22 protein-coding genes are annotated in these 21,545 nt (G+C 73.2%); 11 read left to right on the forward strand and 11 right to left on the reverse strand.

Features of this window, described 5'->3' with window-relative positions; genetic code table 11:
* Positions 1–101 precede the first annotated feature (101 nt).
* From PU704_RS08020 to pknB, 7 genes are read left to right on the forward strand one after another with little or no spacing between them, the layout of a single operon-like run.
* Positions 102–887 carry an FhaA domain-containing protein gene (locus PU704_RS08020; protein WP_075871576.1) on the forward strand — a complete coding sequence of 262 codons (786 nt, stop codon included), beginning with the start codon at positions 102–104 and terminating at the stop codon, positions 885–887.
* Entirely contained in the window at positions 888–1,391 is a 504-nt protein-coding gene (locus PU704_RS08025; RefSeq protein WP_047805173.1) for an FHA domain-containing protein FhaB/FipA, read from the forward strand.
* A 3-nt stretch (positions 1,392–1,394) separates the two neighbouring features.
* The gene (locus tag PU704_RS08030; RefSeq protein ID WP_277550940.1) at positions 1,395–2,903 is read left to right on the forward strand and encodes a PP2C family protein-serine/threonine phosphatase; all 1,509 of its coding nucleotides are present in this window, start codon (positions 1,395–1,397) and stop codon (positions 2,901–2,903) included.
* Positions 2,900–4,642: an FtsW/RodA/SpoVE family cell cycle protein gene (locus PU704_RS08035; protein ID WP_075871578.1), complete on the forward strand. Its 1,743-nt coding sequence runs from the start codon at positions 2,900–2,902 to the stop codon at positions 4,640–4,642. Before PU704_RS08030 ends, PU704_RS08035 begins: the two co-directional genes overlap by 4 nt.
* Positions 4,639–6,084: a peptidoglycan D,D-transpeptidase FtsI family protein gene (locus PU704_RS08040; RefSeq protein ID WP_047805176.1), complete on the forward strand. Its 1,446-nt coding sequence runs from the start codon at positions 4,639–4,641 to the stop codon at positions 6,082–6,084. The genes PU704_RS08035 and PU704_RS08040 overlap by 4 nt, the downstream gene beginning before the upstream one ends.
* Entirely contained in the window at positions 6,081–7,853 is a 1,773-nt protein-coding gene (locus tag PU704_RS08045; protein ID WP_047805177.1) for a protein kinase domain-containing protein, read from the forward strand. Before PU704_RS08040 ends, PU704_RS08045 begins: the two co-directional genes overlap by 4 nt.
* A gap of 3 nt (positions 7,854–7,856) precedes the next feature.
* The gene (gene pknB / locus PU704_RS08050; protein WP_277550942.1) at positions 7,857–9,896 is read left to right on the forward strand and encodes a Stk1 family PASTA domain-containing Ser/Thr kinase; all 2,040 of its coding nucleotides are present in this window, start codon (positions 7,857–7,859) and stop codon (positions 9,894–9,896) included.
* An 18-nt stretch (positions 9,897–9,914) separates the two neighbouring features.
* Here the strand turns inward: pknB and PU704_RS08055 are convergent, their stop codons facing one another.
* On the reverse strand, positions 9,915–10,553 hold the full coding sequence (locus PU704_RS08055) for an anthranilate synthase component II (RefSeq protein WP_047805179.1): 639 nt from the start codon (positions 10,551–10,553) through the stop codon (positions 9,915–9,917).
* Between the two features lie 143 nt (positions 10,554–10,696).
* Here PU704_RS08055 and PU704_RS08060 point away from each other — a divergent pair, with 143 nt between their 5' ends.
* The gene (locus PU704_RS08060; protein WP_186815662.1) at positions 10,697–11,098 is read left to right on the forward strand and encodes a cell division protein CrgA; all 402 of its coding nucleotides are present in this window, start codon (positions 10,697–10,699) and stop codon (positions 11,096–11,098) included.
* An 88-nt stretch (positions 11,099–11,186) separates the two neighbouring features.
* Complete coding sequence (locus PU704_RS08065; RefSeq protein WP_277550943.1) at positions 11,187–11,384, forward strand: hypothetical protein; 198 nt, start codon at positions 11,187–11,189, stop codon at positions 11,382–11,384.
* Positions 11,385–11,483: 99 nt separating this feature from the next.
* Here the strand turns inward: PU704_RS08065 and PU704_RS08070 are convergent, their stop codons facing one another.
* The 4 genes from PU704_RS08070 to PU704_RS08085 form a co-directional block, all read right to left on the reverse strand.
* Positions 11,484–12,080 carry a YceI family protein gene (locus PU704_RS08070; protein WP_075872972.1) on the reverse strand — a complete coding sequence of 199 codons (597 nt, stop codon included), beginning with the start codon at positions 12,078–12,080 and terminating at the stop codon, positions 11,484–11,486.
* A 152-nt stretch (positions 12,081–12,232) separates the two neighbouring features.
* Positions 12,233–12,925 (reverse strand): flavin reductase family protein, encoded by a 693-nt coding sequence (locus PU704_RS08075; protein ID WP_083665242.1) that lies wholly within the window; start codon positions 12,923–12,925, stop codon positions 12,233–12,235.
* A gap of 170 nt (positions 12,926–13,095) precedes the next feature.
* The gene (locus tag PU704_RS08080) at positions 13,096–13,647 is read right to left on the reverse strand and encodes a flavin reductase family protein (protein WP_047803365.1); all 552 of its coding nucleotides are present in this window, start codon (positions 13,645–13,647) and stop codon (positions 13,096–13,098) included.
* A 21-nt stretch (positions 13,648–13,668) separates the two neighbouring features.
* Positions 13,669–14,364, reverse strand: a complete 696-nt coding sequence (locus PU704_RS08085) for an alpha-ketoglutarate-dependent dioxygenase AlkB family protein (RefSeq protein WP_075872970.1) — start codon at positions 14,362–14,364, stop codon at positions 13,669–13,671.
* 142 nt (positions 14,365–14,506) lie between these two features.
* Here PU704_RS08085 and PU704_RS08090 point away from each other — a divergent pair, with 142 nt between their 5' ends.
* Positions 14,507–15,535, forward strand: a complete 1,029-nt coding sequence (locus PU704_RS08090) for an LLM class flavin-dependent oxidoreductase (protein ID WP_277550946.1) — start codon at positions 14,507–14,509, stop codon at positions 15,533–15,535.
* A 69-nt stretch (positions 15,536–15,604) separates the two neighbouring features.
* Positions 15,605–16,441 (forward strand): GDSL-type esterase/lipase family protein, encoded by an 837-nt coding sequence (locus PU704_RS08095; RefSeq protein ID WP_277550947.1) that lies wholly within the window; start codon positions 15,605–15,607, stop codon positions 16,439–16,441.
* A gap of 98 nt (positions 16,442–16,539) precedes the next feature.
* On the opposite strand, the gene PU704_RS08100 is transcribed toward PU704_RS08095, so the two are convergent.
* The 6 genes from PU704_RS08100 to PU704_RS08125 all read right to left on the reverse strand — a co-directional run bounded on the left by PU704_RS08100 (position 16,540) and on the right by PU704_RS08125 (position 21,193).
* Positions 16,540–17,196 (reverse strand): DUF3618 domain-containing protein, encoded by a 657-nt coding sequence (locus PU704_RS08100; RefSeq protein WP_047801443.1) that lies wholly within the window; start codon positions 17,194–17,196, stop codon positions 16,540–16,542.
* Positions 17,193–17,666: a phage holin family protein gene (locus PU704_RS08105; protein ID WP_047801442.1), complete on the reverse strand. Its 474-nt coding sequence runs from the start codon at positions 17,664–17,666 to the stop codon at positions 17,193–17,195. The genes PU704_RS08100 and PU704_RS08105 overlap by 4 nt, the downstream gene beginning before the upstream one ends.
* Positions 17,663–18,463, reverse strand: a complete 801-nt coding sequence (locus tag PU704_RS08110) for an ATP synthase subunit B family protein (protein ID WP_053004665.1) — start codon at positions 18,461–18,463, stop codon at positions 17,663–17,665. The genes PU704_RS08105 and PU704_RS08110 overlap by 4 nt, the downstream gene beginning before the upstream one ends.
* Before the next feature lie 138 nt (positions 18,464–18,601).
* A complete protein-coding gene (locus tag PU704_RS08115) occupies positions 18,602–19,540 on the reverse strand; it encodes an SDR family oxidoreductase (RefSeq protein ID WP_047801441.1) in 939 nt (312 codons plus the stop codon).
* Positions 19,541–19,674: 134 nt separating this feature from the next.
* On the reverse strand, positions 19,675–20,487 hold the full coding sequence (locus PU704_RS08120) for an alpha/beta fold hydrolase (protein ID WP_277550949.1): 813 nt from the start codon (positions 20,485–20,487) through the stop codon (positions 19,675–19,677).
* Positions 20,488–20,584: 97 nt separating this feature from the next.
* Positions 20,585–21,193: a superoxide dismutase family protein gene (locus tag PU704_RS08125; RefSeq protein WP_277550950.1), complete on the reverse strand. Its 609-nt coding sequence runs from the start codon at positions 21,191–21,193 to the stop codon at positions 20,585–20,587.
* Positions 21,194–21,545 lie beyond the last annotated feature (352 nt).

Genomic DNA, 21,545 nt, shown 5'->3' on the forward strand with positions numbered 1-21,545 from the left:
CCGTCGACGCGGCTCCCAGGCACCACGTCTACTATCCTGGAGAGCGCCTGACCCGAGACCGGGGGCATGCACACCGCGATCGACGCCAGGAAGGAGGCGGCATGGGATTCCTCGAAAGCCTCGAGAAGAACATCGAGAAGGCCGTCCGCGCCGCCTTCACCACGGGCTCCCGCAAACGGGTGGAGGCGGTCGAGATCGCCAGCGCACTGCGCCGCGAGCTCGACCAGGAGGCCTTCACGATCTCCGCCGGGCGGACCATGGCCCCCAACGTGTTCGTCGTGGAGTTCTCCGACGAGGACTTCCCCCGCGCCCAGGACTGGGGCACGCCGCTGGCCGAGGAGCTGTGCGACGTCGTGATCAAGCACGCGCGCAGCCAGGCCTACACGCTGCAGGGAGCGGTGAAGGTCTCCTTCACCCACAACCCCGAGGTCGAGGCCGGCGAGTTCCGCGTGCACTCCTCGGCGCAGCGCACCGCCGAGTCCCCGAACACGCCGGCCACCCCGAGCGGGCACCGGATCGCCCGCGGCCACCGGGACCCGGAGGACGAGCCCACGCAAGCCGCGCCCGCGCAGGCCGCGTCCGCGCGGCGCTGGATCCCGGTGCTCGACGTCGAGGGCGAACGGTTCTCCATCAACGCGGACTCGATCGTGCTGGGCCGGTCCGCCGAGGCGGACATCACCGTGGAGGACACCGGGGTGTCCCGCAAGCACCTCGAGATCCGCCGGCAGGGCGAGCACTTCCTGGCCGTGGACCTCGGCTCGACCAACGGTTCCTACGTGGACGGGGAGCGGGTGATCGGCCGCTCCGAGCTGGTCAACGGTTCCGTGATCACCATGGGACGGACCCGGATCACGTTCCGCCTCCTGACCCCGAAGGGGAACCGCTGAATGTCCGAGCTGACCGTCACCCTCCTCCGCTTCGGGTTCCTGGCCCTCCTCTGGATCTTCATCTTCAGCATCGTGGCCAGCCAGGGTCGTGACCTGGCAGTCGGCGGGAAGCTCCCGGCCGTCCTGGGCCGGTCCCGCGCCGCGGCCGCACCGGCGGCTCCCGAGCCGACCGCGCCGCCCGCCGCCGGTCCCGGCACGGGCCAGCAGCGCTCCCGCCCGCAGACCCTCGCGGTGCTGGAGGGCCCGCTGCAGGGCCGCAGCTACGCCCTGGGCAACGCCCCCGTCCTGCTGGGCCGCTCCCCCGAGGCCACCGTCCCCCTCGGCGACGACTACGCCTCCGGGCGACATGCCCGGCTCTTCCCGCAGGGCTCCCGCTGGTTCCTCGAGGACCTCGGTTCCACCAACGGCACCTTCGTGGGCCAGCAGCGCCTCTCCCGGGCCGTGCCCCTCGACGCCGGGACCCCGTTCCGGGTGGGCAAGACCGTCCTGGAACTGAGGTCCTGACGCATGGCGATCGCCTTCCGCTACGCCGCGCGCTCCGACGTGGGCAGGGTCCGTTCGAAGAACGACGACTCCGCCTACGCGGGCCGGCACCTCGCGGTGGTCGCCGACGGCATGGGCGGGCACGTGGGCGGGGACGTCGCCTCCGCGTCCGCGGTCATGGACCTCACCTCCCTCGACCGGCCGGGGCACCACGGCGACGGCGCCACCGTGCTCGCGGACGAGATCCAGAACGCCAACCAGAACCTGGCCCGGCTGGTCCTGGGCAACCCCCGCCTCGGCGGGATGGGGACCACCGTCACGGCGCTGCTGGCCGACGAGGACGAGATCGTCGTCGCCCACATCGGCGACTCGCGGGCCTACCGGCTGCGCGGGGACGAGTTCCACCAGGTCACCCGGGACCACACGTTCGTGCAGCGGCTCATCGACGAGGGACGGCTGCGCCCGGACGAGGCGGAGTCCCACCCCCACAAGAACGTCCTGATGCGCGTGCTCGGGGACGTGGACGCCTCCCCCGAGATCGAGGTGGAGACCGTCCGCCCCGAGATCGGCGAACGGTGGCTGCTGTGCTCGGACGGGCTCAACGCCGTGGTCCGGCCCGAGACCATCGAGTCCGTGCTGCGCTCCGGGGACGACCTCAACCAGATCGTGGACACCCTCGTGGAGCTGACCCTGGACCGCGGGGCACCGGACAACGTCACCGTGGTGGTGGTGCAGGTGTTCGCGACCGACGACGACGCCCCGGTCGCGCCGCAGACCGGCGAGGCGCGCGGCGCGGTCCCGGACCCCGGCTTCGCCCGGACCTCGGACGAGCTGACCGGGGATGCGGCCGCCGGCCCGGAGTCCGCGGAGTCCTCCGCCGCGGTGCTTCGCCGCGACCTCGCGGCCCGTCCGCACCTGCTGGTGGGCGCCGCCGCCAACGCCACCCAGACCGGGCGCATCCCCACGGTGAGCGACAGCATCCTGCAGCGCCGCGCGACCCTGCTGCAGACCTCCGCGCCGGACACCCTGGCCGATCCCCAGGAGGTCGAGTCGGCGCTGCACCGGGCGGAGGCCACGGCCCCGTCCCCGCGCCGGCGCCGGAACCGGCGCGCGTTCACCGTGCTCGCCCTGGCCACGGTCGGGCTGCTGCTGGTGGCCGGCGGGTGGCTGACGACCAACTGGATCAACTCCCAGTACTACGTGGGCGAGCAGCAGGGCAGCGTGGCCATCTACAGCGGGGTCTCCCAGTCGCTGGGCCCCGTGAGCCTCAGCGACCTGGAGCGGACCACCGACCTGCGGGTCGAGGACCTGCCCGGCTACACCCAGGAGCGGGTCCGCAACGCCATCCCGGCGGGGAGCCTGGAGGAGGCCTTGCGGATCGTGCAGGAGCTGCGCGAGTCCGCCCCGGGCGCCGGCCCCGGGGCGGAGCCGCGCCCCACCGGCACCGTCCGCCGGGCCACCTCCTCGCCCACCACGGCCCAGGACGCGTCCCCCACGGCGTCGCCCGCCGCGAGCCCCGGAGGTGACCGATGAGCTCCACCGCCGGAACCCGCTCCCCCGAGGAGCCCGCCGAGGCCCGGCAGAAGCCGCGGCGGCTCACCGAGCTGCTGCTGCTGGTCGTGGCCGTGGCCATCGGCGTGGGCGCCAACATCCTCGTGGACCCGGACCAGCTCGGCACCGGGGACCCGCACATCCTGGTCTCCGGCCTGGTCCTGGGCGTCGGCGCGCTGCTCCTGCACCTGGTGGTCCGTCTGCGGGCCACGTACGCGGACCCCTACGTGCTGCCCATCGTGGTGGCCCTCAACGGCCTCGGCATCGCCATGATCCACCGCATCGACCTCACCACCGACCAGTCCGCCGCGCAGTCCCAGGTGCTGTGGACGGGGCTGGCGATGACCGCCGCCGGCCTGGTGCTCTGGTTCCTCAAGGACCACCGGGTGCTGCGCCGGATCACCTACATCTCCCTGGTGCTCAGCGGCCTGCTCCTGCTCCTGCCCCTGCTGCCGGGGCTCGGTGTGGAGCTCAACGGCGCCCGGATCTGGATCTCCGTGGGCGGGCGCACCTTCCAGCCGGGCGAGGTCGCGAAGATCACCCTGGCCGTCTTCTTCGCCGGCTACCTCTCGACCAACCGCGACCTCATCCTCCTGGCCGGCAAGAAGCTCGGTCCCGTGCGGCTGCCGCGGTTCCGGGACATGGCCCCCATGTTCGCCGCCTGGCTGGTGGCCATCGGCGTGCTGGTGTTCCAGCGCGACCTCGGCTCCGCGATCCTGTACTTCGGGCTGTTCCTGGCCATGATCTACCTCGCCACGAGCCGGTTGAGCTGGATCGTGATCGGCCTGCTGCTCGTGGCCGTCGGCGGCTTCCTCGCGAGCCGGGTCTTCGGCCACGTGGCGGCGCGCCTGGACTCCTGGCTCAACGCCTTCGACCCGGAGGTCTTCAACCGGGCCCCCGGCGGGTCCGCCCAGATCGTCCAGGGCCTGTTCGGGCTCTCCTCGGGCGGGCTGTTCGGGCAGGGCCTGGGCCAGGGCCGGCCGGACCTCGTCTCCTACGCCAACTCGGACATGATCATCACCGCGTTCGGCGAGGAGCTGGGCCTGATCGGGCTCGGCGCGATCCTGATGCTCTTCTTCCTCTTCGTCAGCCGCGGGTTCCGCGCCGCCCTGGGCACCCGGGACGCCTTCGGCAAGCTGCTCGCGGCGGGGCTGTCCGCGGTCATCGTGCTGCAGCTGTTCGTGGTCGTGGGCGGCGTCACCCGGCTCATTCCCCTGACCGGCCTCACGACCCCGTTCATGTCCGCCGGGGGTTCCTCGCTGCTGTCCAACTGGATCATCGCGGCGATCATCCTGGCGATCTCGCACACGGCCCGCCGGCCCGTGGTCACCGGGCCGGCCACCGAGGCCGATCTCGCCGAGGTCGCCGCCTACGAGGCCGCCCTGCGGGAGGCCGCGCGGCGGGACGAGCAGGAGCGCGCCGAGCGCCGGGAGCGCCGGCGCGGAGCGGGCCGGGACGCGGAGGAGCGCACCGACGAGCGCACCGACGGCCGCACCGTCGAACGGCCGGCCGCGCGTCCGGACACGGCCCGCCAGCACGCGGTGCCCGGGGACACCGGGGCGACCGAGCCGATCGCGGCCGCCGGTCCGGGCGGGCGCCCGGTCTCCGAGGACGGGCCGGACGACGACGGCACCCCCACCGAGGCCATGTCCCGCCTCACCGACCAGGACCGCCGCACCCCGGGCGGTCCCGGGCGCACCGAGAACGGAGGAGCATCGTGAACCGGGCGATCCGACACACCTGGGTGGCCGGCGTGGCGATCTTCACCGTGCTGCTCCTGGCGCTGACCTACGTGCAGTTCTTCGCGGCGCGGACCCTCGAGGCCCACCCGTGGAACAACCGCAGCCTCTACGACCAGTTCGGCGCGGACCGCGGGGCGATCCTCGTGGACGGCGACGCGAAGGCCTCCTCCACGCCCTCGGACGACGACTTCGAGTACCAGCGCGTCTACACCGACCCGCTGCTGTACGGACACCTGACGGGCTACTTCTCGCTGGTCTACGGAGCCACCGGGCTCGAGGCGGCCCTGGGCGACGAGCTCTCCGGCGCGTCCGACGAACAGTTCTACGACCGTGTGGTCTCGATGTTCTCCGGCAACCAGCCCACCGGCGCGTCGGTCGAGCTGACCATCGACCCGGAGCTGCAGCGGACCGCCGCGGAGCTGCTGGAGGGACGCAAGGGCTCGATCGTCGCCCTCGACCCGGAGACCGGCGCGATCCTCGCCATGGTCTCCAGCCCCGGCTACGACCCCAACGAGCTCGCCTCCCACGACTCCGGCTCCGTGATCGCCGCCGCCGAGCGGCTCAACGCGGACCCGGCCGAGCCGCTCGTCAACCGCGCGATCTCCGGGGACCTGTACGCCCCGGCCTCGACGTTCAAGATCATCGACACCGTGGCGGCCCTGGAGTCGGGCGAGTACACCACGGAGTCCTCGATCCCCAACCCGCAGGAGCTGCCCCTGCCCGGCACCGACGTGACCCTGCCCAACTACGTGGGCGGAGGGTGCACCGCCCGCACCGAGGCGGACCTGGAGTTCGCGCTCGAGCAGTCCTGCAACACCCCCTTCGCCTCGATCGCTCTGGACCTCGGGGAGGACGCGATCCGCCGGACCGCCCAGAACTTCGGCTACGGCGAGTCCCTCTCCGTACCCCTGAAGGTGACGCCGTCGATCTTCCCCGAGGAGCTCAACGAGTCCCAGCTCGCGCTGTCCTCCATCGGGCAGTACGACGTGCGCACCACGCCCCTGCAGGTGGCCATGATGAGCGCCGCCATCGCCAACGACGGCCTGATGATGAAGCCCCAGCTCGTGGAGACCGTGCGCTCGGCCGATCTGTCCGTGATCGACGAGTTCACCCCCGAGCAGCTGCGCCGCTCCACGAGCGCGGAGGTCGCCAACACCGTCACCGACCTGATGGTGGAGGTCGTCGAGGACGGGATCGCCCGAGGTGCGGCCGTGCCCGGCGTCGAGGTGGCCGGCAAGACGGGCACCGCCGAGATCGGCTCGGAGGAGGGCCTCAACGACTCCTGGTTCACCGGCTTCGCCCCGGCCGACGACCCCCAGATCGCCCTCGCCGTGGTTTTCGAGGACGTGGACGTGGCGACCGGGTCCAGCCTGACCACCACGAGCGCCAAGCAACTCTTCGAGGCGGTGTTGAACAAGTGAGACCTTCGTCGAGCACCGTCCTGGGCGGGCGCTACGCACTGACCGATCGGATCGCGATCGGCGGCATGGGAGAGGTGTGGAAGGCCAAGGACCGGGTCCTGGGCCGCATCGTCGCCGTGAAGATCCTCAAGGAGGAGTACAACGGGGACCCGAACTTCCTGCAGCGCTTCCGCGCGGAGGCGCGGCACACCGCCCTGCTGAACCACCCCGGTGTCGCGAACGTCTTCGACTACGGCGAGGAGGAGGGCTCGGCCTTCCTCGTCATGGAGCTCGTCCCGGGCGAGCCGCTGTCCAACATCATCGAGCGGCGGAAGACCCTGGATGCCGACACGGTGCTCAACTACATCGGGCAGACGGCACGGGCGCTCGCGGCCGCGCACGCGCAGGGCCTGGTGCACCGCGACGTGAAGCCCGGCAACCTGATCATCACCCCGGACAACCGGGTGAAGGTCACGGACTTCGGGATCGCCCGCCTCGCGGACCAGGTGCCCCTCACGGCCACCGGCCAGGTGATGGGCACCGCCCAGTACCTCGCCCCGGAACAGGCCACGGGCCAGACCGCCACGGGCTCCTCGGACATCTACTCCCTGGGCATCATCGGCTACGAGTGCCTGGCCGGACGCCGGCCCTTCACCGGGGAGTCGCAGATCGCGATCGCCCTCGCCCAGGTCAACGACCCGCCGCCCGCACTGCCCGAGGACGTGCCGGACCCGGTGCAGGCCCTCGTGATGTCGATGCTCGCCAAGGACCCCAAGGACCGCCCGGCCACCGCGGGGGCCCTCGCCACCGCCGTGGACGCGCTCCGGCGCGGGGACGAGGCCGCGGCGGTCTCCGCCGTGCCCGGGATGCGGGCCTTCCTCGACCTGCCCGACGACGAGGCCACCCAGGCCTTCGAGCCCGTCGCCGACGCGCCGACCCGGCTGCTGGAGCGGGACAGCACCGCCCGGGCGGCCGGGGCTGCGGCGGCCGGCGCCGGGGTCGCCGCCGCGGCCGGGCCGGCGCGGCCCATCACGGCCGAGCTGGACGTCGTCGAGCCTTCCCGCGCGCCGGGCGGCGGTGCTTCTGCGGCGGACCCGGTTCCGCCGGCGGGGCCCCGCCGCGAACGGGGCTCCGCGTGGGCCTGGCTGCTGGGCGTGCTGCTGACGCTGGCCCTGCTCGCCGGGCTGCTGTGGTTCTTCCTCCTCCGGCAGCCCGAGCCCGTGGCGCCGGAGCCGACCCCCACGGGCACGGTCTCCACCACGGTCGTGCCGGAGGAGACGACCGCCCCGCCCGCGGACGCTGCGGAGACCGTGGAGGTCCTCGCGGCCCGGTACGAGGGCCGCCCGGTCGACGACGTGGTGCAGGAGCTCTCCGACCTCGGCTTCCGGGTCGAGCGGCAGGGCCAGACCTCGGACCAGGAGGAGAACACGGTCCTGTCCGTGAGCCCCGTCGGCCAGGTGCAGCGGGGGGCCACGGTCACGGTGTCCTTCTCCACCGGACCCGACACCGTGGAGCTGCCCTCCGGGATGGTCGGACAGCAGGCGGATCCGCTGATCGACGAGATCCGGCTGCTCGGGGTGAACATCATCCGGTACGACGAGCCCACCGAGGACGCCGCGCCGGGCACGGTGCTGCGCACCCAGCCGCTGGGCGGCTCGACCGTCCGCCCCGGCGACACCATCGAGATGTGGGTGGCCGTGGCCCCGGAGAGCGCTCCGACCGCCGAGCCGTCCCCGACGCCCTCCGCGCCTCCCACCGCGACGCCCACCGGACCCGGCCAGGAGGGCTGAGCCGTGCCGGCCCGCAACGTGGTTCCCCCTCTGATCAACGACCGCTACGAGGTGGGCGAGACGATCGGGCGCGGCGGGATGGCCACGGTCCACGTGGGACGGGACCTGCGGCTCGGCCGGCGGGTGGCGATCAAGGTGCTCCGGCCCGAGCTGGCCCGGGACGCGACCTTCCACGAGCGCTTCAAGCGGGAGGCGCAGTCCGTGGCGGCTCTCAACCACCACTCGATCGTCTCCGTGTACGACACCGGCGAGATCCTGGCCCGGACCGACGAGGGCGTGGACCGGCCGTTCATCGTGATGGAGTACGTGCCCGGCCGGACCCTGCGGGAGCTGATCCACGAGGACGCGGTCACGCCGCGGGACGCCGTGGACATCACCCTGGGGATCCTGGACGCCCTCGAGTACAGCCACCGGGCCGGGATCGTCCACCGGGACATCAAGCCGGCGAACGTGATCGTCACCCCGGAGCGCCAGGTGAAGGTCATGGACTTCGGGATCGCCCGGGCGGTGGAGGACACCTCCCCGGCGCTCACGCAGGCCCAGGCCGTCCTGGGGACGGCGCAGTACCTGTCCCCGGAGCAGGCGCGGGGTGAGTCGGTGGACGCCCGCTCGGACCTCTACTCCGCCGCGTGCGTGCTCTTCGAGATGCTCACCGGGCGCGCGCCGTTCGTGGGCGAGTCCTCCGTGGACATCGCCGCCCAGCACGTGCGGGACCGTCCGCCCGCCCCGTCCGAGCTCGACCCACGGATCGGGCATCGGGTGGACGAGTTCATGGCCAGGGCCCTGGACAAGGACCGCGAGGCCCGTTTCCAGGACGCCGGGCAGATGCGCCGGGCCCTGCGGGAGCTGCGCCCGGCCGTGCCGGAGGACCTCGAGGCCACACAGTCCCTGCGGGCGGTGCCGGGGCGGGACGAGGACACGAAGACGCTGCCGCCCGTGCCGGCCCCCGTCCCCGCGCCGGCGCCCCCCGCGGTCGCCCCGGCCGCCGCTGCGGGCATCGCGGCGGGCAGCGCGGCGGCGGTCGGCGATGCCGGCCACGGCTCGGCCCCGGTGCGGCGGCGGCGTCCGCTGCGCACGGCCCTGCTCGCCCTGCTCGTCCTCGCGCTGCTCGCCGTCCTCGGCGTCGTGGCCCTCCAGTGGGTCCAGGGGCAGCGCGGTGGGCCCGCACTCGTGGCGGTGCCCTACGTCGCCGGCATGGACGCCTCGGTGGCGGAGACGGCGCTGCGCAGTGCCGACCTGGTGCCCGAGCGCGAGCAGGTCTACGACGACGAGGTGCCCGAGGGCGACGTGGTGGGCACCGACCCCGCGGCCGACACCCGGGTCGAGGAGGGCACCACGGTCGTCCTCGAGGTCTCCCGGGGACCTGCCGAGGTGGAGGTGCCGGACGACCTCGCCGGCCGCTCCGAGGAGCAGGCCCGGGAGGCCCTGGAGTCGGCGGGGCTCGAGGTCGGGTCCACCCGCACGGCGAACAGCTCCTGGGTGCCCGAGGGAGCGGTGGTCGCCACCGACCCCGACGGCGGGACCACCGTCCCGAGCGGCTCCGAGGTGGAGCTCGTCGTGTCCACGGGACGGGTGACCGTGCCGCAGCTCGTGGGCCTGAGCCGCCAGGCGGCCGTCGCCGCCCTCGGCGCGGACGAGGTCCGGCTCTCCGCCGAGATCGTCACCACCGCCCGGTCCGGGGTGCCGGCCGGACAGGTGGTTGACCAGAGCGTGGACGCGGGCCAGTCCGCTCCGCAGGGCGCCACCGTGACGCTCACCGTGGCCGTCACCCCCGCCCCCGCCCCCGAGCCGACCCCTGAGCCGACTCCCGAGCCGACCGTCCCGCCCACCCCGACGCCGTCCCCCGAGCAGACGGAGGAGCCCGCCGAGGAGAGCACGGAGGAGCCCGCCGAGGAGAGCACGGAAGAACCGGCCGAAGAACCGGCTGAGGAGCCCGGGGCGGACAGCGCCGAGGAGGACCGGTCCGACGCCGAGGAGCGGGCGGACGAGCGCGCCCGTGGGCAGGCCGGACGCGCGGACGAGCGCGCCCGCGACGACGGATGACCCGGGCCCGGGCCGCGCTCAGACGGAGATCAGCGGCGACAGCGAGCCCGCCGCCCGCGCCGCGCCCTTGAGCCCCACGAGCTCGAGCCAGTTGCCGAGCATCTGGTAGCCGCCCTCGGTGAGGACCGACTCGGGGTGGAACTGCAGTCCGTGCAGCGGCGCGCTCCGGTGCCGCAGGCCCATGATGACCCCGTTGGGGGTGCGCGCCGTGACCTCCAGGACCTCGGGGACCGACTGGTCGACCACGGCGAGGGAGTGGTAGCGCGTCGCGGTGAACGGGCTGGGCACTCCGCCGAAGACGCTCGACCCGTTGTGCTCCACGCGGGACGTCTTCCCGTGCATGAGCTCCTCCGCGTGGGTGACGGTCCCGCCGTAGGCCTCCGCGAGCGCCTGGTGGCCGAGGCAGACGCCCAGCAGCGGCTGCCCGGTCCGCTCGGCATTGCGGATCAGGGGGGTGCACACCCCGGCGTCGGCGGGTGCGCCGGGGCCCGGGGAGAGCAGGACGCCGTGGTGCTCACCCGCGAGGGCGCACGCGGCGGCCTCGTCCAGGTCGTCGTTGCGGATCACCGTGGTGCGGGCGCCGAGCTGCTCGAGGTAGCCGACCAGGGTGTAGACGAAGCTGTCGTAGTTGTCCACGACGAGGATCTTGACGGTCACGGGTTCTCCTGGGAGTGGGGTGCCGGATCGGCACGTGCGCCCGTCCAGCTTACGCGCCCGCGGTGGGGTGCGCACCGGACGGCTAGACTGGGCCACTGGACCCCCCGCCGTGAACGCGGCCCGCTTGGTGACCAGGAGGATCAGTGCCCGAGTCGAAGAACCGCCGCAAGAAGCCCGCCCGCCGGCCGGGAGGGTCCGGCCGGACGGCACCGGCCGCCGGCCCGCAGGTCGACGAGGAGCTCGCACGGCTGGCGGCTGAGGGACTGCCCGGAGGGTCCACCGCCTACGACCCGGACGCGACCGCCGCCGCGGTGGCGCAGGAGCTGACCGAGCGCTCCCGGCACGGCTCCCCGGAGAGCCACGCTCCCACCCCCACCTGGTACAAGGCCGTCATGCTGGGGCTGCTCGTCGTCGGGCTGCTGTGGCTGATCGTCTACTACCTCTTCCAGGGCGCCTACCCCGTGCCGGGGATCGGGACGTGGAACATCGCCGTGGGCCTGGGCCTGATGATGGCCGGCCTGATCATGACCACGAAGTGGCGCTGACGGCGGCCCGGACCGCCTGACGGGCGGTGCGCGGTCCGCCGCGCCTGCTGAGAGAATGGGGGCGGATCCCGACGACCACGGAGGAAACGTGTCCCATTCCAGCACCGACCCGGAGGAGCCGCGCGACCGGCCGCCGCGACCGCTCGAGGACGAGATCGCCGCGTCCCGGCCCCGGCGCGGCGGGCGGATCAATCCCGCCACGTTCGAGGTGCGGCTGCGCCGGTGGGCGCTGCTGCTGCTGATCACCGTCCCGGCCGTCTGGTTCGTGGTGCAGCGGCTCATCTGACGCGCACCGGCGACGACCGACGGCCGGCGGCCCGCACCCTCGGGGGTGCGGGCCGCCGGCCGTCGGTCGTGCGGACCCAGGGGTCCCGCGGCTGCTGGGTCAGGCGTCGGCAGTGATGGCGTCCTGGCCCTCGACGGTCTCCTCGGGGTCGTCCTGCGGGGCCGTGAAGGCCACGTCGAGGGTGATCGTCACCTTGTCGGAGACGAGCACCCCGCCGGCCTCCATGGCGGCGTTCCAGGTGATGCCGAAGTCCTTGCGGGAGATGGTGGTCTCGGCGGAGAAGCCGGCCCGGGTCACGCCGAAGGCGTCCACGACCACGCCGTTGAACTCGGTGGCGAGCTCCACGGTGCGGGTGACGTCCTTGATGGTCAGCTCGCCGGTGATGGTGCCCTCCTCGCCGTCGAAGGCCACGGCCGTCGAGCGGAAGGTCATCGTGGGGTGCTGCTCGACGTCGAAGAAGTCGGCGCTGCGGACGTGGCCGTCGCGGTCGGCGTTCTTCGTGTCGATGGAGGCCATCTGCACGGTGGCCGTCAGCGTCGAGTCCTCGACCGGGTCGGCGACCCGGAGCTGGGCGTCGACCTCGCCGAAGGTGCCGCGGACCTTCGAGATGCCGGCGTGGCGGACCGTGAAGGCGACCTCCGAGTGGGCGGGGTCGAAGGTCCAGGAGCCGGGGACGAGGGCGGTGAGCTGGGACATGGTGTTCTCCTCGGGATGTGGATCGAGCAGGTGGTTGCTTCGTCAACTACTCTACGAACCCCATGATGATGTGTCAACAACCTAGAAGGATCTTTTCCGGCCCGGGGAGCCTGTCGGTGCGGAGGTGCACGCGGGGGCTGAGCGCCCCCGGCTCAGTCCCGGGGGTCGAGGGCGGAGCGGTCGCTGAGCCCGTGGAAGCGCCGGCGGTGGTACACGAGCGGGGCGCCCGTGCCCTCGTCCCCGAGGACGTCGACCACCGCGGCGTTGAACACCAGGGCGGGGCCGGCCTTGATCCGGGCCAGTGGGACCGCGCGCAGGACGCGGCCCACGCCGAGCAGCCGCGGCTCCCCGGTCGCCAGGTACTCCCACGGCATGTCCGGCCCGAAGCGCGGGGCCCCCGAGACGGCGAAGGACCGGGCGAGGCCCAGGTTCTCCGCGTCCAGCAGGTGCACCAGGAAGGAGTCCGCCTCGGCCAGCAGCGCCGCCGAGCCCTGCCGGGCCTGCAGCGAGAAGCCGAGGATGGGCGGGACGGCCGACACGGAGGACACCGAGGACGCGGTCAGCCCCACGGGTCCGTCGGGACCCCGGGCGGTGATGATGGCGACCCCCGCGGGATGGTCTGCGAACACCGCCTTGAACGCGTCTCCCACGTGGTCCAGGTCCGGGAGGTGGTCGGCGGGCACCTCCAGGTCGGCGACCACCGCGGCCGCGTGCTCGGCCGGCGTCCCGGAGGGCGGGACCGCGCTGAGCCGGGGCTCCTCCGCGGACGAGGCCGGGCTCGCCCCGGTCGGCGCGGAGCCGCCGGACGCCCCGCCGGTTCCGCGTTCGTGGTGCTGGGCCGCCATGAGGATCCTTCCGTGGGGTGCGGTGGGAACGGTGCCGCCGGACACGGCGCCACCCGTCCACGCTACGACCTCAACCGGAGCAGGCGTCGAAGCATTCCGCCGGTGACGCAACGAGGACTTCTGACGTCATAGACTTGCGCGATGCCCGATTCTGTGCCGCAGCACGGTGCTCACCGGGTCAGCCCCCGATAGCCGCGGGCGAAGTGCACCAGCGGATCGTCCGCCTGCGCCTCCCGCACCCCCCGGCCCATCGCCGTGACCTCCCCCACCACGAGCCGGTGCGTCGCCGCGGTGTGCACCGCCACGGTGGCGAGCTCGAACCACGCGAGGGCTCCGTCCAGCACCGCCGCCCCCGAGCCCGGAGCGCGGCGGAAGGGCACCCGGTCCAGCAGGCCCTCCACGGGGTTGCCCGGGCTCGCGAGCCAGTTCGCCACGCCCTCCTGGTCCCGGCGCAGCACGGAGAGGGTCCACGCCCCGGCCGACTCCACCGCGTCGCAGATCCGGCCCTCCTCGAACAGGCTCACCAGCATGGTGGGCGGGTCGTAGGACACGTCGAGGAAGCCGGTCACGGTCGCGGCGACATCGCGCCGCCGGTGCCGGGCGGCCACGACCGCGACCCCGGAGGCGATGTCCGCGGCGAGCAGCCGGTAGGCGCCGGCGTCCTCCTCGTCCACGGCCGCCGGGTCGATCAGGTGGGCCGGTGCGGCGTCGGGGAGCTCCATCCCGTCAGTGTGGCACGGCGCTCACCGTCCGGGGACGGCACGCCCCGTCATCCGCAGGGTGAGGTTGAGCCGCCCTCCCTTCATGCCCAGCTCCGGGGCGGCCGTGCCCGGAAGGATCCGCGGCACCCCGTGGAACGCGTAGCGGGAGGGGCCGCCGAAGACGAACAGGTCGCCGCTGCGCAGCTCCACGTCCCGGTACGGGGCCGCGCGGGTCTGCGGATTCCCGAACCGGAAGACGCAGGCGTCCCCGAGGGACAGGGACACGATCGGGGCGGCGGAGAACTCGTCCCTGTCCTGGTGCATGCCCATCCGGGCCGTGGCGTCGTAGAAGTTCAGCAGGGCCGTGTCCGGCCGGTAGTCCCGGGCCTCCGCGCTGTCCTCGCCGCAGGCCTCCGCCACGGCGCGGCGGCCCAGCTCCGCCAGCCACCCCGGCATATCCGGGGCCCGCTTGTGCTCGCCGGTGCGCAGGTACCGGTAGGGCGCCCAGTCCCAGCCCAGCGTGGTCGAGCGCACCGACATCCGGCCGCCCCCGGGCAGGACCGCGTGGCGCAGGGGCACCGGGCCGGTGGCCCACTCCCGGCACCGCAGCACCAGCTCCCGCTGCCGGGCGAGGTCCAGCCAGCCCGGCACGTGCACGGCTCCCGGCGCGATCTCGGCGCGCTCCCGCGGCAGCTCGAAGAGCTCCGGCACCCCGAAGGGGGTCGAGGGATCGGTCATGGTGCCGAGCGTAGCCCGGGCCGCCGACAGCCACGGCGGCTGGTGCCCGCCCGCCCTGGGCCGCCTGTGCTCCCCGCCACGGCGCCGTCTTGCGGACAGGAGTAGCGTGGAGGGCCTCCCCGATTCCTGTGAAAGGTCCGCTGTGCCCCTGCCGCTGTCCGTCATCGACTTCGCCACCGTCCGCCAGGGCGCCTCCGTCGGTGAGAGCTTCGCCGACTCCGTCCGCCTGGCCCAGCACGCCGAGCGCCTGGGCTACCGGCGCGTCTGGTACTCGGAGCACCACAACATGCCCACGATCGCGTCCTCGGCCCCGGCCGTGCTGATCGCCCACATCGCGGCGCACACGTCCACGATCCGCCTCGGCTCCGGCGGGGTGATGCTCCCCAACCACTCCCCCCTGGTCGTCGCCGAGCAGTTCGGCACCCTCGCCGAGCTGCACCCGGGACGGATCGACCTGGGCCTGGGCCGGGCGCCGGGCACGGACCTGCGCACCGTGCGGGCCATGCGCCGGGACCCCTCCGCCGCCGAGCAGTTCCCGCAGGACGTGCGCGAGCTCCAGGGCTACCTGAGCGGCCGCTCCCTCGTGCCGGGGGTCAGCGCCGTCCCCGGCGCCGGGACGAACGTGCCGCTGACGATCCTCGGCTCCTCCCTGTTCGGCGCGCAGCTCGCCGCGGCGTACGGGCTGCCCTACGCCTTCGCCTCGCACTTCGCCCCGGACGCCCTCACGGACGCGGTGGCCGCCTACCGGGCCCGGTTCCAGCCCTCGGAGCAGCTCGCCGAGCCGTACGTCATCGCGGCCGTCAACGTCATCGCCTCGGACAGCGCCGACGACGCCGCCGCGCAGCTGGAGACCGCTCGGCGAGAGCGGGTGCGGGCCATGGTGGGCCGTGACCGCACGCTGAGCGAGGCGGAGCTGGACATGGTGATGGACAGCCCTGCCGGGCAGCAGATCCTGCACATGCTCCACTGGTCCGTGGCCGGCACCGGCGCCGAGGTGCGGAGCTACCTCGAGGGCTTCGCCGGGGCGGCCGACGCCGACGAGCTGATGATCGCCCCCGCCTCTCCCGGCCGGGAGCAGGTGCTGCGCTCACTGGAGATCCTCGCGGAGGCCTGGGACGGCAGCGCCCGTCACATTGCGGACGAGCGGCCGGGCACGGGCGCGCGACGGTAGCTTGAGGGAACGGCCCGGTCCTCAGGACCGGGCCCGGCACCGTGCCACTCCCCCTTGAAAGGTCCCCGCATGCGCGCACTCCCCGCCCGACGCACCGCCAGCACCCTGGCCGCGGCCCTCGCCCTCGCCGGCGTCGGCGCCTCTCCCGCCGCGGCGTCCCCGCGCACGGTCGACGTCGTCAATCTCGGCGACTCCTACTCCGCGGCCTTCGGCACGGGCGGCCTGCAGGAGGTCGAGGGCCTGCCCGGGTGCTACCAGGGCACCGGGGAGGACCACATCGACAAGCTGGCGAGCCGGCCGCGCGTGGACGTGGCCCTGGACGCGGCGTGCGCGGGGTTCACCACCACGCAGGTGCGGGGGATCGTCTCCGTGCCGCTCGTGGCGGACGCCCTCGCCGAGGCGGAGCTGGTGACGCTCACCATGGGCGGCAACGACATCCACTGGGGCGACTTCATCCGGGCCTGCAGCGCTCCGGCCGAGGCGGTCGCCGGGCCGGTCGCGTGCGACGTCATGCTCGCCCAGGCCCCGCGGCTGATCGCCGCCGCGGCGGCCTCCGCGGCCGCCACCGTGGACGCGATCGACGAGGAGACGGACGGACGCGTGGTCGTGCTGGGCTATCCGCACCTCCTCGACGAGCGGCAGGACAGCGCGCTCGTCTCCGCGGAGCGCGCCGCCCAGCTCAACGCCTGGACGGACGAGCTCAACGCCGCCCTCGCCGCGCGGGTCGAGGCCGAGGGCGCCGTCTTCGTGGACGTCACCGACCGCTTCCGCGGCCACGGGGTCGGGTCGGAGGACCCGTGGATCCTCGTCGACCCCGGGAGCTCCCACAACCTGCACCCGACCGAGCAGGGGTACCTGTCGGGCTACTACCCCGGTCTGATGAGCCAGATCGCCCGGGCCCGCTGACGGGTCTGCCGACCACGACGAGGGCCCCGGATCAGCGATCCGGGGCCCTCGTCGTGGTGCCGGGGCACCACACCGGCCGCGCTGCGGCCGGTCACGCCTCAGGCGTTCTTGGTCTCGTCCTTGACGGACTGCGCCGAGCCCTGGGCGGAGGACTTCAGCTGCTGCGCCTCGTCCTGGCCCTGCGACTTGACCTCTTGCGCGCCGGAGCTGGCGGTCTCCTTGACGGACCGCGCCGCGTCCTTGGCCGGCTCCTTGAGGTCCTGGGCCACCTCCTGGGCCGCGTCCTTGGCGGACTCGACCGCGTGCTGGGCGTGGGGCTGGACCCGGTCCGCCGCACCGGCGACGAGCTCCTGCTCCTTCTGCGTGGAGGGCAGCAGGGAGCCGACGAGCCAGCCCGCGCCGAGGGCGATCAGACCGGCGGCCAGCGGGTTGCCTCGGGTCTTGGCCTTGGCGGTGGCGGGGGCATGCTGCACACCCTCCCGCAGGTCACCGGCGCGCTCCTGCACGCCGTCCCGGAGATCGCCCGCACGGTCCTGCACACCCTCCTTGAGGTGGCGGCCGTGGTCGGAGGCGTCGTCGGAGGCTCCCATGACGCGCTCGCGCACGCCCTGCATCTTGCCGCGGACCTTGTCCTTCTGGCGGTCCACGACGCGCTCGGGGGTCACCTTCTCGGCGACGGCGTCGACGTCGGAGCCGAGTCGAGCGCGCGTGGCCTCGATGTCGGCACGGATCTGTTCGGGGTTCTGCTGGCTCATCGGGTCTCCTTCTTGGAAGGCTTCACTGTCTCCGGGATCTCGGTGACGGTCTCGCGGGTCAGGGGCAGGGGGTCCTGGGCGGCCTCCGCCATCTCCTGCTTGCCCTCGTTGAGGTTCTTCTTGCCCAGGGCTGCGAGGATGCCGGCGATGACGGCCCAGACGACCGCCACGATGACGGCGGACCAGGTCAGGCCGACCAGGTTGCCCAGGCCCCACATGAGGGCGATGGACAGGAACAGCAGGACGAAGTGACCGGCCACGCCGGCCCCGGCGAGCATGCCGGCGCCCTTGCCCGTGTCCTTGGCGGACTGCTTGGCCTCCTGCACGGCCTGGGTCGTCTCAGCCTTGGCGAGGGCGATCTCCTGCTGGATGAGGGTGGAGAGGTTGGTGCTCAGCGACTTGAACATCTCGCCGAGCGACTCGTGCTCCGCCCTGTTCTCGGCGTCGGAAGGGGGAATGGGATGGCTCATCGACGGTCGCCCTCCTGGTCGGGGTAGACGGTGCCCGGCACGCGGTCGGTGTAGGTGCGGGCGGCCTCGCCCTGCTCGTCGGAGCGGTAGGCGTAGGGGTCGCCCGGGGTGTAGCCCGAGGTCTCGGTGGCGGTGAGGTTCCGGTCGTAGGCCTGGTCGTAGACGGCTCCGGTCCCGACGCCGCCCGTGGTGCCCTGGTTGGAACCACCGCCCTGCTGCCCGCCGACGCCGAAGTACTCCTTGGCGCCCTGGCGGTCGGTGGGGACCTCGTCGCTGTCCTTCACGCCGCGGGTGGTGCGGCCGGCGAGCAGGCCGATGCCGGCGGCCACGGCCAGGAAGGTGCCCGGACGGCGGGCCGCGAAGCGCCGGACGTCCTCGAGCAGGTCCTTGGCGTCCTTGTTCTCCAGGGAGGAGGCGAAGGAGTCGACCCGGCCGGACACGCTGCCCAGCAGACCGGTCACGTAGTCGGACTCGGGCTTCTCGCCCCGGGAGAGCGCGTTGATCTCGTCGCTGACGGAGCGCACGGTGGAGGCGATGCGTTCCTGCTGGGGCTTCACCTGGTCCTTGAGCTCGCTCCGGAGCTGACCCATCAGGTCCTGGGCCTGGTGGGTGGCCTCCTCCTTGACGGCCACGGCCTGGTCCTTGGCCGTCTCCTTGACGCGCTGGCCGGAATCGGCCGCCTCGTTCTTGAGCTGCTGCGCCTCGGCCTTGCCCTGCTCCGCCGCGACGTCCTTCTTGGACGTGGTGCCGGTGTCGGCCGCGTGGCTCGCCGAAGGGTCATAGGGGTTCGTGGTCATGATTCCGCCTTTCTACAGCACTTGATAAGTTCGCTGAGTATGCGAGCTGTGCCCAGAGTATGTCGTGGACCCGGTCTCGCCAAGCACTTCCCCCGGGTGGCGCGACGTCGGCCGCGACCTGCCCCGGGAGAACAGGTCTCACGGCGACGGGCTGCCGCCGTTGACGTTGAGCGTCTCGCCGATCACGTAGCTGGACTCGGGGGAGGCCAGGAACACGTAGGCCGGGGCCAGTTCGGTCGGCTGGCCGGCGCGGCCGAGGGGGGTCGACTGCCCGAACTCCGGGAGGGCCTCCTTCGGCTGCCCGTCGGAGACCTGCAGCGGCGTCCAGAACGGGCCGGGCGCCACGGCATTGACCCGGATCCCCTTGGGCGCCAGCTGCTGGCCGAGGCCCTTCGTGAAGTTGTTGATCGCCGCCTTCGTCGAGGCGTAGTCGAGCAGGTCCGGCGAGGGCTGGTAGGCCTGGATCGACGTCGTGTTGATGATCGAGGCCCCGGCGGGCAGATGCCGCAGCGCGGCCTTGGTGATCCGGAACATCGCCAGGATGTTCACCGTGAAGGTGTCGGTCAGCTGGTCGTCGCTCAGGTCCTCGAGGCTCTCGACGGCAACCTGCTTGCCGGCGTTGTTGACGAGGACGTCCAGTCCGCCGAGTCCGTTCACGGCGTTCTCGACGAGGGCCTCGCAGAAGGCCTTGTCCGTCAGGTCGCCGGGCAGGAGGACGGCCGTGCGGCCGGCCTTCTCGATGATGCCCTTCACGACCTGCGCGTCGGGCTCCTCGTCGGGCAGGTAGTTCAGGGCGACATCGGCACCCTCCTTCGCGAAGGCGATGGCCACCGCCGCTCCGATGCCGGAGTCCGCACCGGTGATCAGGGCCTTCCGGCCCACGAGCCGGCCGGTGCCGCGGTAGGAGAACTCGCCGCGATCGGTCTTCGGCTCGAGCTCCACGTCCAGGCCCGGCTCGGGCTGGTCCTGCTCGGGCGGCGAGAGAACGGGATAGCGGGTCACCGGGTTCTGCAGGGTGAGCTGATCCGTCGACTCCTGGTGGGCGTCCTCGGGACCGCCGTTGCTGGTCTCACTCATGTCCGCTCCTTTCGTCGTGCACTCGTGTTACATCAGCATACTGAGTAATCGCGCACAACGACAGTGGTTCACTCTCCGAGAACACGGCGGCCCGCCACCCGGGTCGCGATCTCGTACGGTTCCCGCCGGGTCGTTCAGTCGGCGAACCGCCGCAGGAAGGCGCGCAGGGCGTCGTCGAACGCGGCGGGCTGCTCGAGGTTAGGCGTGTGGCCGGCCCCGTCGATGACCACGAGGTCCGCGTCCGGGGCCAGGTCCGCCATCCGACGGCCCGCCCCGCCGTCGAAGACGTCGTCCGCGCCCACCACGACGAGTACCGGGATCCGGACGCCGCGCAGCACGTCGCTGAGGTCCTGGCGCTCGGCACGCCCGCGCATCGCCGCGGCCGCCCCCTTGGCGGGCGCGTTCCGGAGCATCGCGAGCACCTCCGCCGCCACCCCGGGGCACGACTCCACCGTCGCGTCGGCGACCATCCGGCCGAGCACGCTGCGCCCGTAGGTCTCCATGCCGCCGGCCAGAATGGCGTCGGCCGTGCTGTGCCGACGCCGCCTGCCGTCGCGGTCCTCCGCCTCGGGCACGGTGTCGACGACGACGAGGCCGCGGACTCGTCCCGGATACCGCCGGACCAGCTCCATGGCGATCTGCCCGGACATCGAGAAGCCGACCACCACCGCGGCGGGAACACCGAGCTGGTCGAGCAGGCCGGCGACGTCGTCGGCGAACTCCTCCGTGTAGACGATCCCCTCCGTGATCCCGGACTCGCCGAAGCCGCGCAGGTCCGGGGCGACCACCCGCCAGCCGAGCTCGGAGAACACCTCGACCTGGCGCGCCCACATGCTCCGGTCGTAGGCGTGTCCGTGCAGCAGGAGCAGCACGGGACCCTCGCCCCGGTCGGTGTAGGCCAGGGTGACGTCGTCGATCCGGGCGGCGGACGAGCGGGCATCGGACACGGCGGGGAACTCCTTCCACGGACCGGCGGTTACGGCCCTACCAGCGTAGCCACTTCTCCCCCGCCGGACGGGCGTATTGACGTCACAGGAGCCGCACTCACTCGACCACCCCGCAGGCCTGTCGGGCGCCGGCGTCGCCCGTGCGCAGCGTGGTCCGGTCGGGCCCCTCGGGTGCGTAGCGCTCCGGCACGTTGGCGAAGTTGTCGGGCCCGGAGTGCAGCATCACCGCGCTGCCGTCCTCGTCGGCCACGAGGTCCTCCACCCGGAAACGGTCCGTGACGGTCGTGAGGAAGCCCAGACCGTCCTGGGTGACGTAGACGCTCGGAAGGTCCCCGGTGTGGTCCGGGTGGTCCGCGGCGTCGCCGCCGAGGTGCCCGCCCGCGGACAGGAAGTCCCCGGTGGTCCCCGGATCACCCGGGGCGGAGCTGTCCGGCTCGCACAGCCCGGTCCCGTGCACGTGCAAGCCGTAGAACCCGGGGTCGAGACCCTCCACCTCAGCCACGACCTCCGTGCCGGCGGAGACCTCCGAGAACTGCACGGTGCCCACCTCGGTGCCCTCCGCGTCCCGGAGGACCGCCTGAGAGGCCGCGCCGGCCTCCGCGGCGGCCGTGCTCTCCACGACGACGACGTCTCCGCCCCCGTCGCCGCAGCCCGCCAGGAGCAGGGCTGCCGGCACCGCTGCCGCCGCCAGAACACTTCGCCGCATGGCTCCCCCTCGAGACTGTCGGATCCGCGTTCTCCGACGATAGGCCGACGACGGGCATGGGGAAAGGCCCCGTACCGGTGCTGGTGGGGGCCTGGGGGGTGTCGGTGGCGCGGGGGCCGGTGCTGCAGGTCGGTGTGGGCATGGGGAAAGGCCCCGCACCGGTTCCGGTGGGGGCCTGGGGGGTGTCGGTGGCGCGGGGGCCTCGCCGGCCGGTGCTGTGGGTCGGTGGGGGCATGAGAAAAGGCCCCGCACCGGTGCTGGTGGGGGCCTGGGGTGTGGGGGGGTGTGGGGAGCCCCCGCACCGGGTGGTGCGGGGGCTCGACCCTGGGTGTGGTCCGGCGGTGTCCTACTC

This window comes from Kocuria oceani, assembly GCF_029524215.1.
Taxonomy (GTDB): domain Bacteria; phylum Actinomycetota; class Actinomycetes; order Actinomycetales; family Micrococcaceae; genus Kocuria; species Kocuria oceani.

What these genes read in the sequence shown, in the direction of transcription:
- PU704_RS08020 (WP_075871576.1), top strand. Translation starts at nt 102, where the DNA reads ATGGGATTCCTCGAAAGCCTCGAGAAGAACATCGAGAAGGCCGTCCGC.
- PU704_RS08025 (WP_047805173.1), top strand. Translation starts at nt 888, where the DNA reads ATGTCCGAGCTGACCGTCACCCTCCTCCGCTTCGGGTTCCTGGCCCTC.
- PU704_RS08030 (WP_277550940.1), top strand. Translation starts at nt 1,395, where the DNA reads ATGGCGATCGCCTTCCGCTACGCCGCGCGCTCCGACGTGGGCAGGGTC.
- PU704_RS08035 (WP_075871578.1), top strand. Translation starts at nt 2,900, where the DNA reads ATGAGCTCCACCGCCGGAACCCGCTCCCCCGAGGAGCCCGCCGAGGCC.
- PU704_RS08070 (WP_075872972.1), bottom strand. Translation starts at nt 12,080, where the DNA reads ATGTCCCAGCTCACCGCCCTCGTCCCCGGCTCCTGGACCTTCGACCCC.
- PU704_RS08075 (WP_083665242.1), bottom strand. Translation starts at nt 12,925, where the DNA reads ATGGCGGCCCAGCACCACGAACGCGGAACCGGCGGGGCGTCCGGCGGC.
- PU704_RS08080 (WP_047803365.1), bottom strand. Translation starts at nt 13,647, where the DNA reads ATGGAGCTCCCCGACGCCGCACCGGCCCACCTGATCGACCCGGCGGCC.
- PU704_RS08085 (WP_075872970.1), bottom strand. Translation starts at nt 14,364, where the DNA reads ATGACCGATCCCTCGACCCCCTTCGGGGTGCCGGAGCTCTTCGAGCTG.
- PU704_RS08095 (WP_277550947.1), top strand. Translation starts at nt 15,605, where the DNA reads ATGCGCGCACTCCCCGCCCGACGCACCGCCAGCACCCTGGCCGCGGCC.
- PU704_RS08100 (WP_047801443.1), bottom strand. Translation starts at nt 17,196, where the DNA reads ATGAGCCAGCAGAACCCCGAACAGATCCGTGCCGACATCGAGGCCACG.
- PU704_RS08105 (WP_047801442.1), bottom strand. Translation starts at nt 17,666, where the DNA reads ATGAGCCATCCCATTCCCCCTTCCGACGCCGAGAACAGGGCGGAGCAC.
- PU704_RS08110 (WP_053004665.1), bottom strand. Translation starts at nt 18,463, where the DNA reads ATGACCACGAACCCCTATGACCCTTCGGCGAGCCACGCGGCCGACACC.
- PU704_RS08115 (WP_047801441.1), bottom strand. Translation starts at nt 19,540, where the DNA reads ATGAGTGAGACCAGCAACGGCGGTCCCGAGGACGCCCACCAGGAGTCG.
- PU704_RS08125 (WP_277550950.1), bottom strand. Translation starts at nt 21,193, where the DNA reads ATGCGGCGAAGTGTTCTGGCGGCGGCAGCGGTGCCGGCAGCCCTGCTC.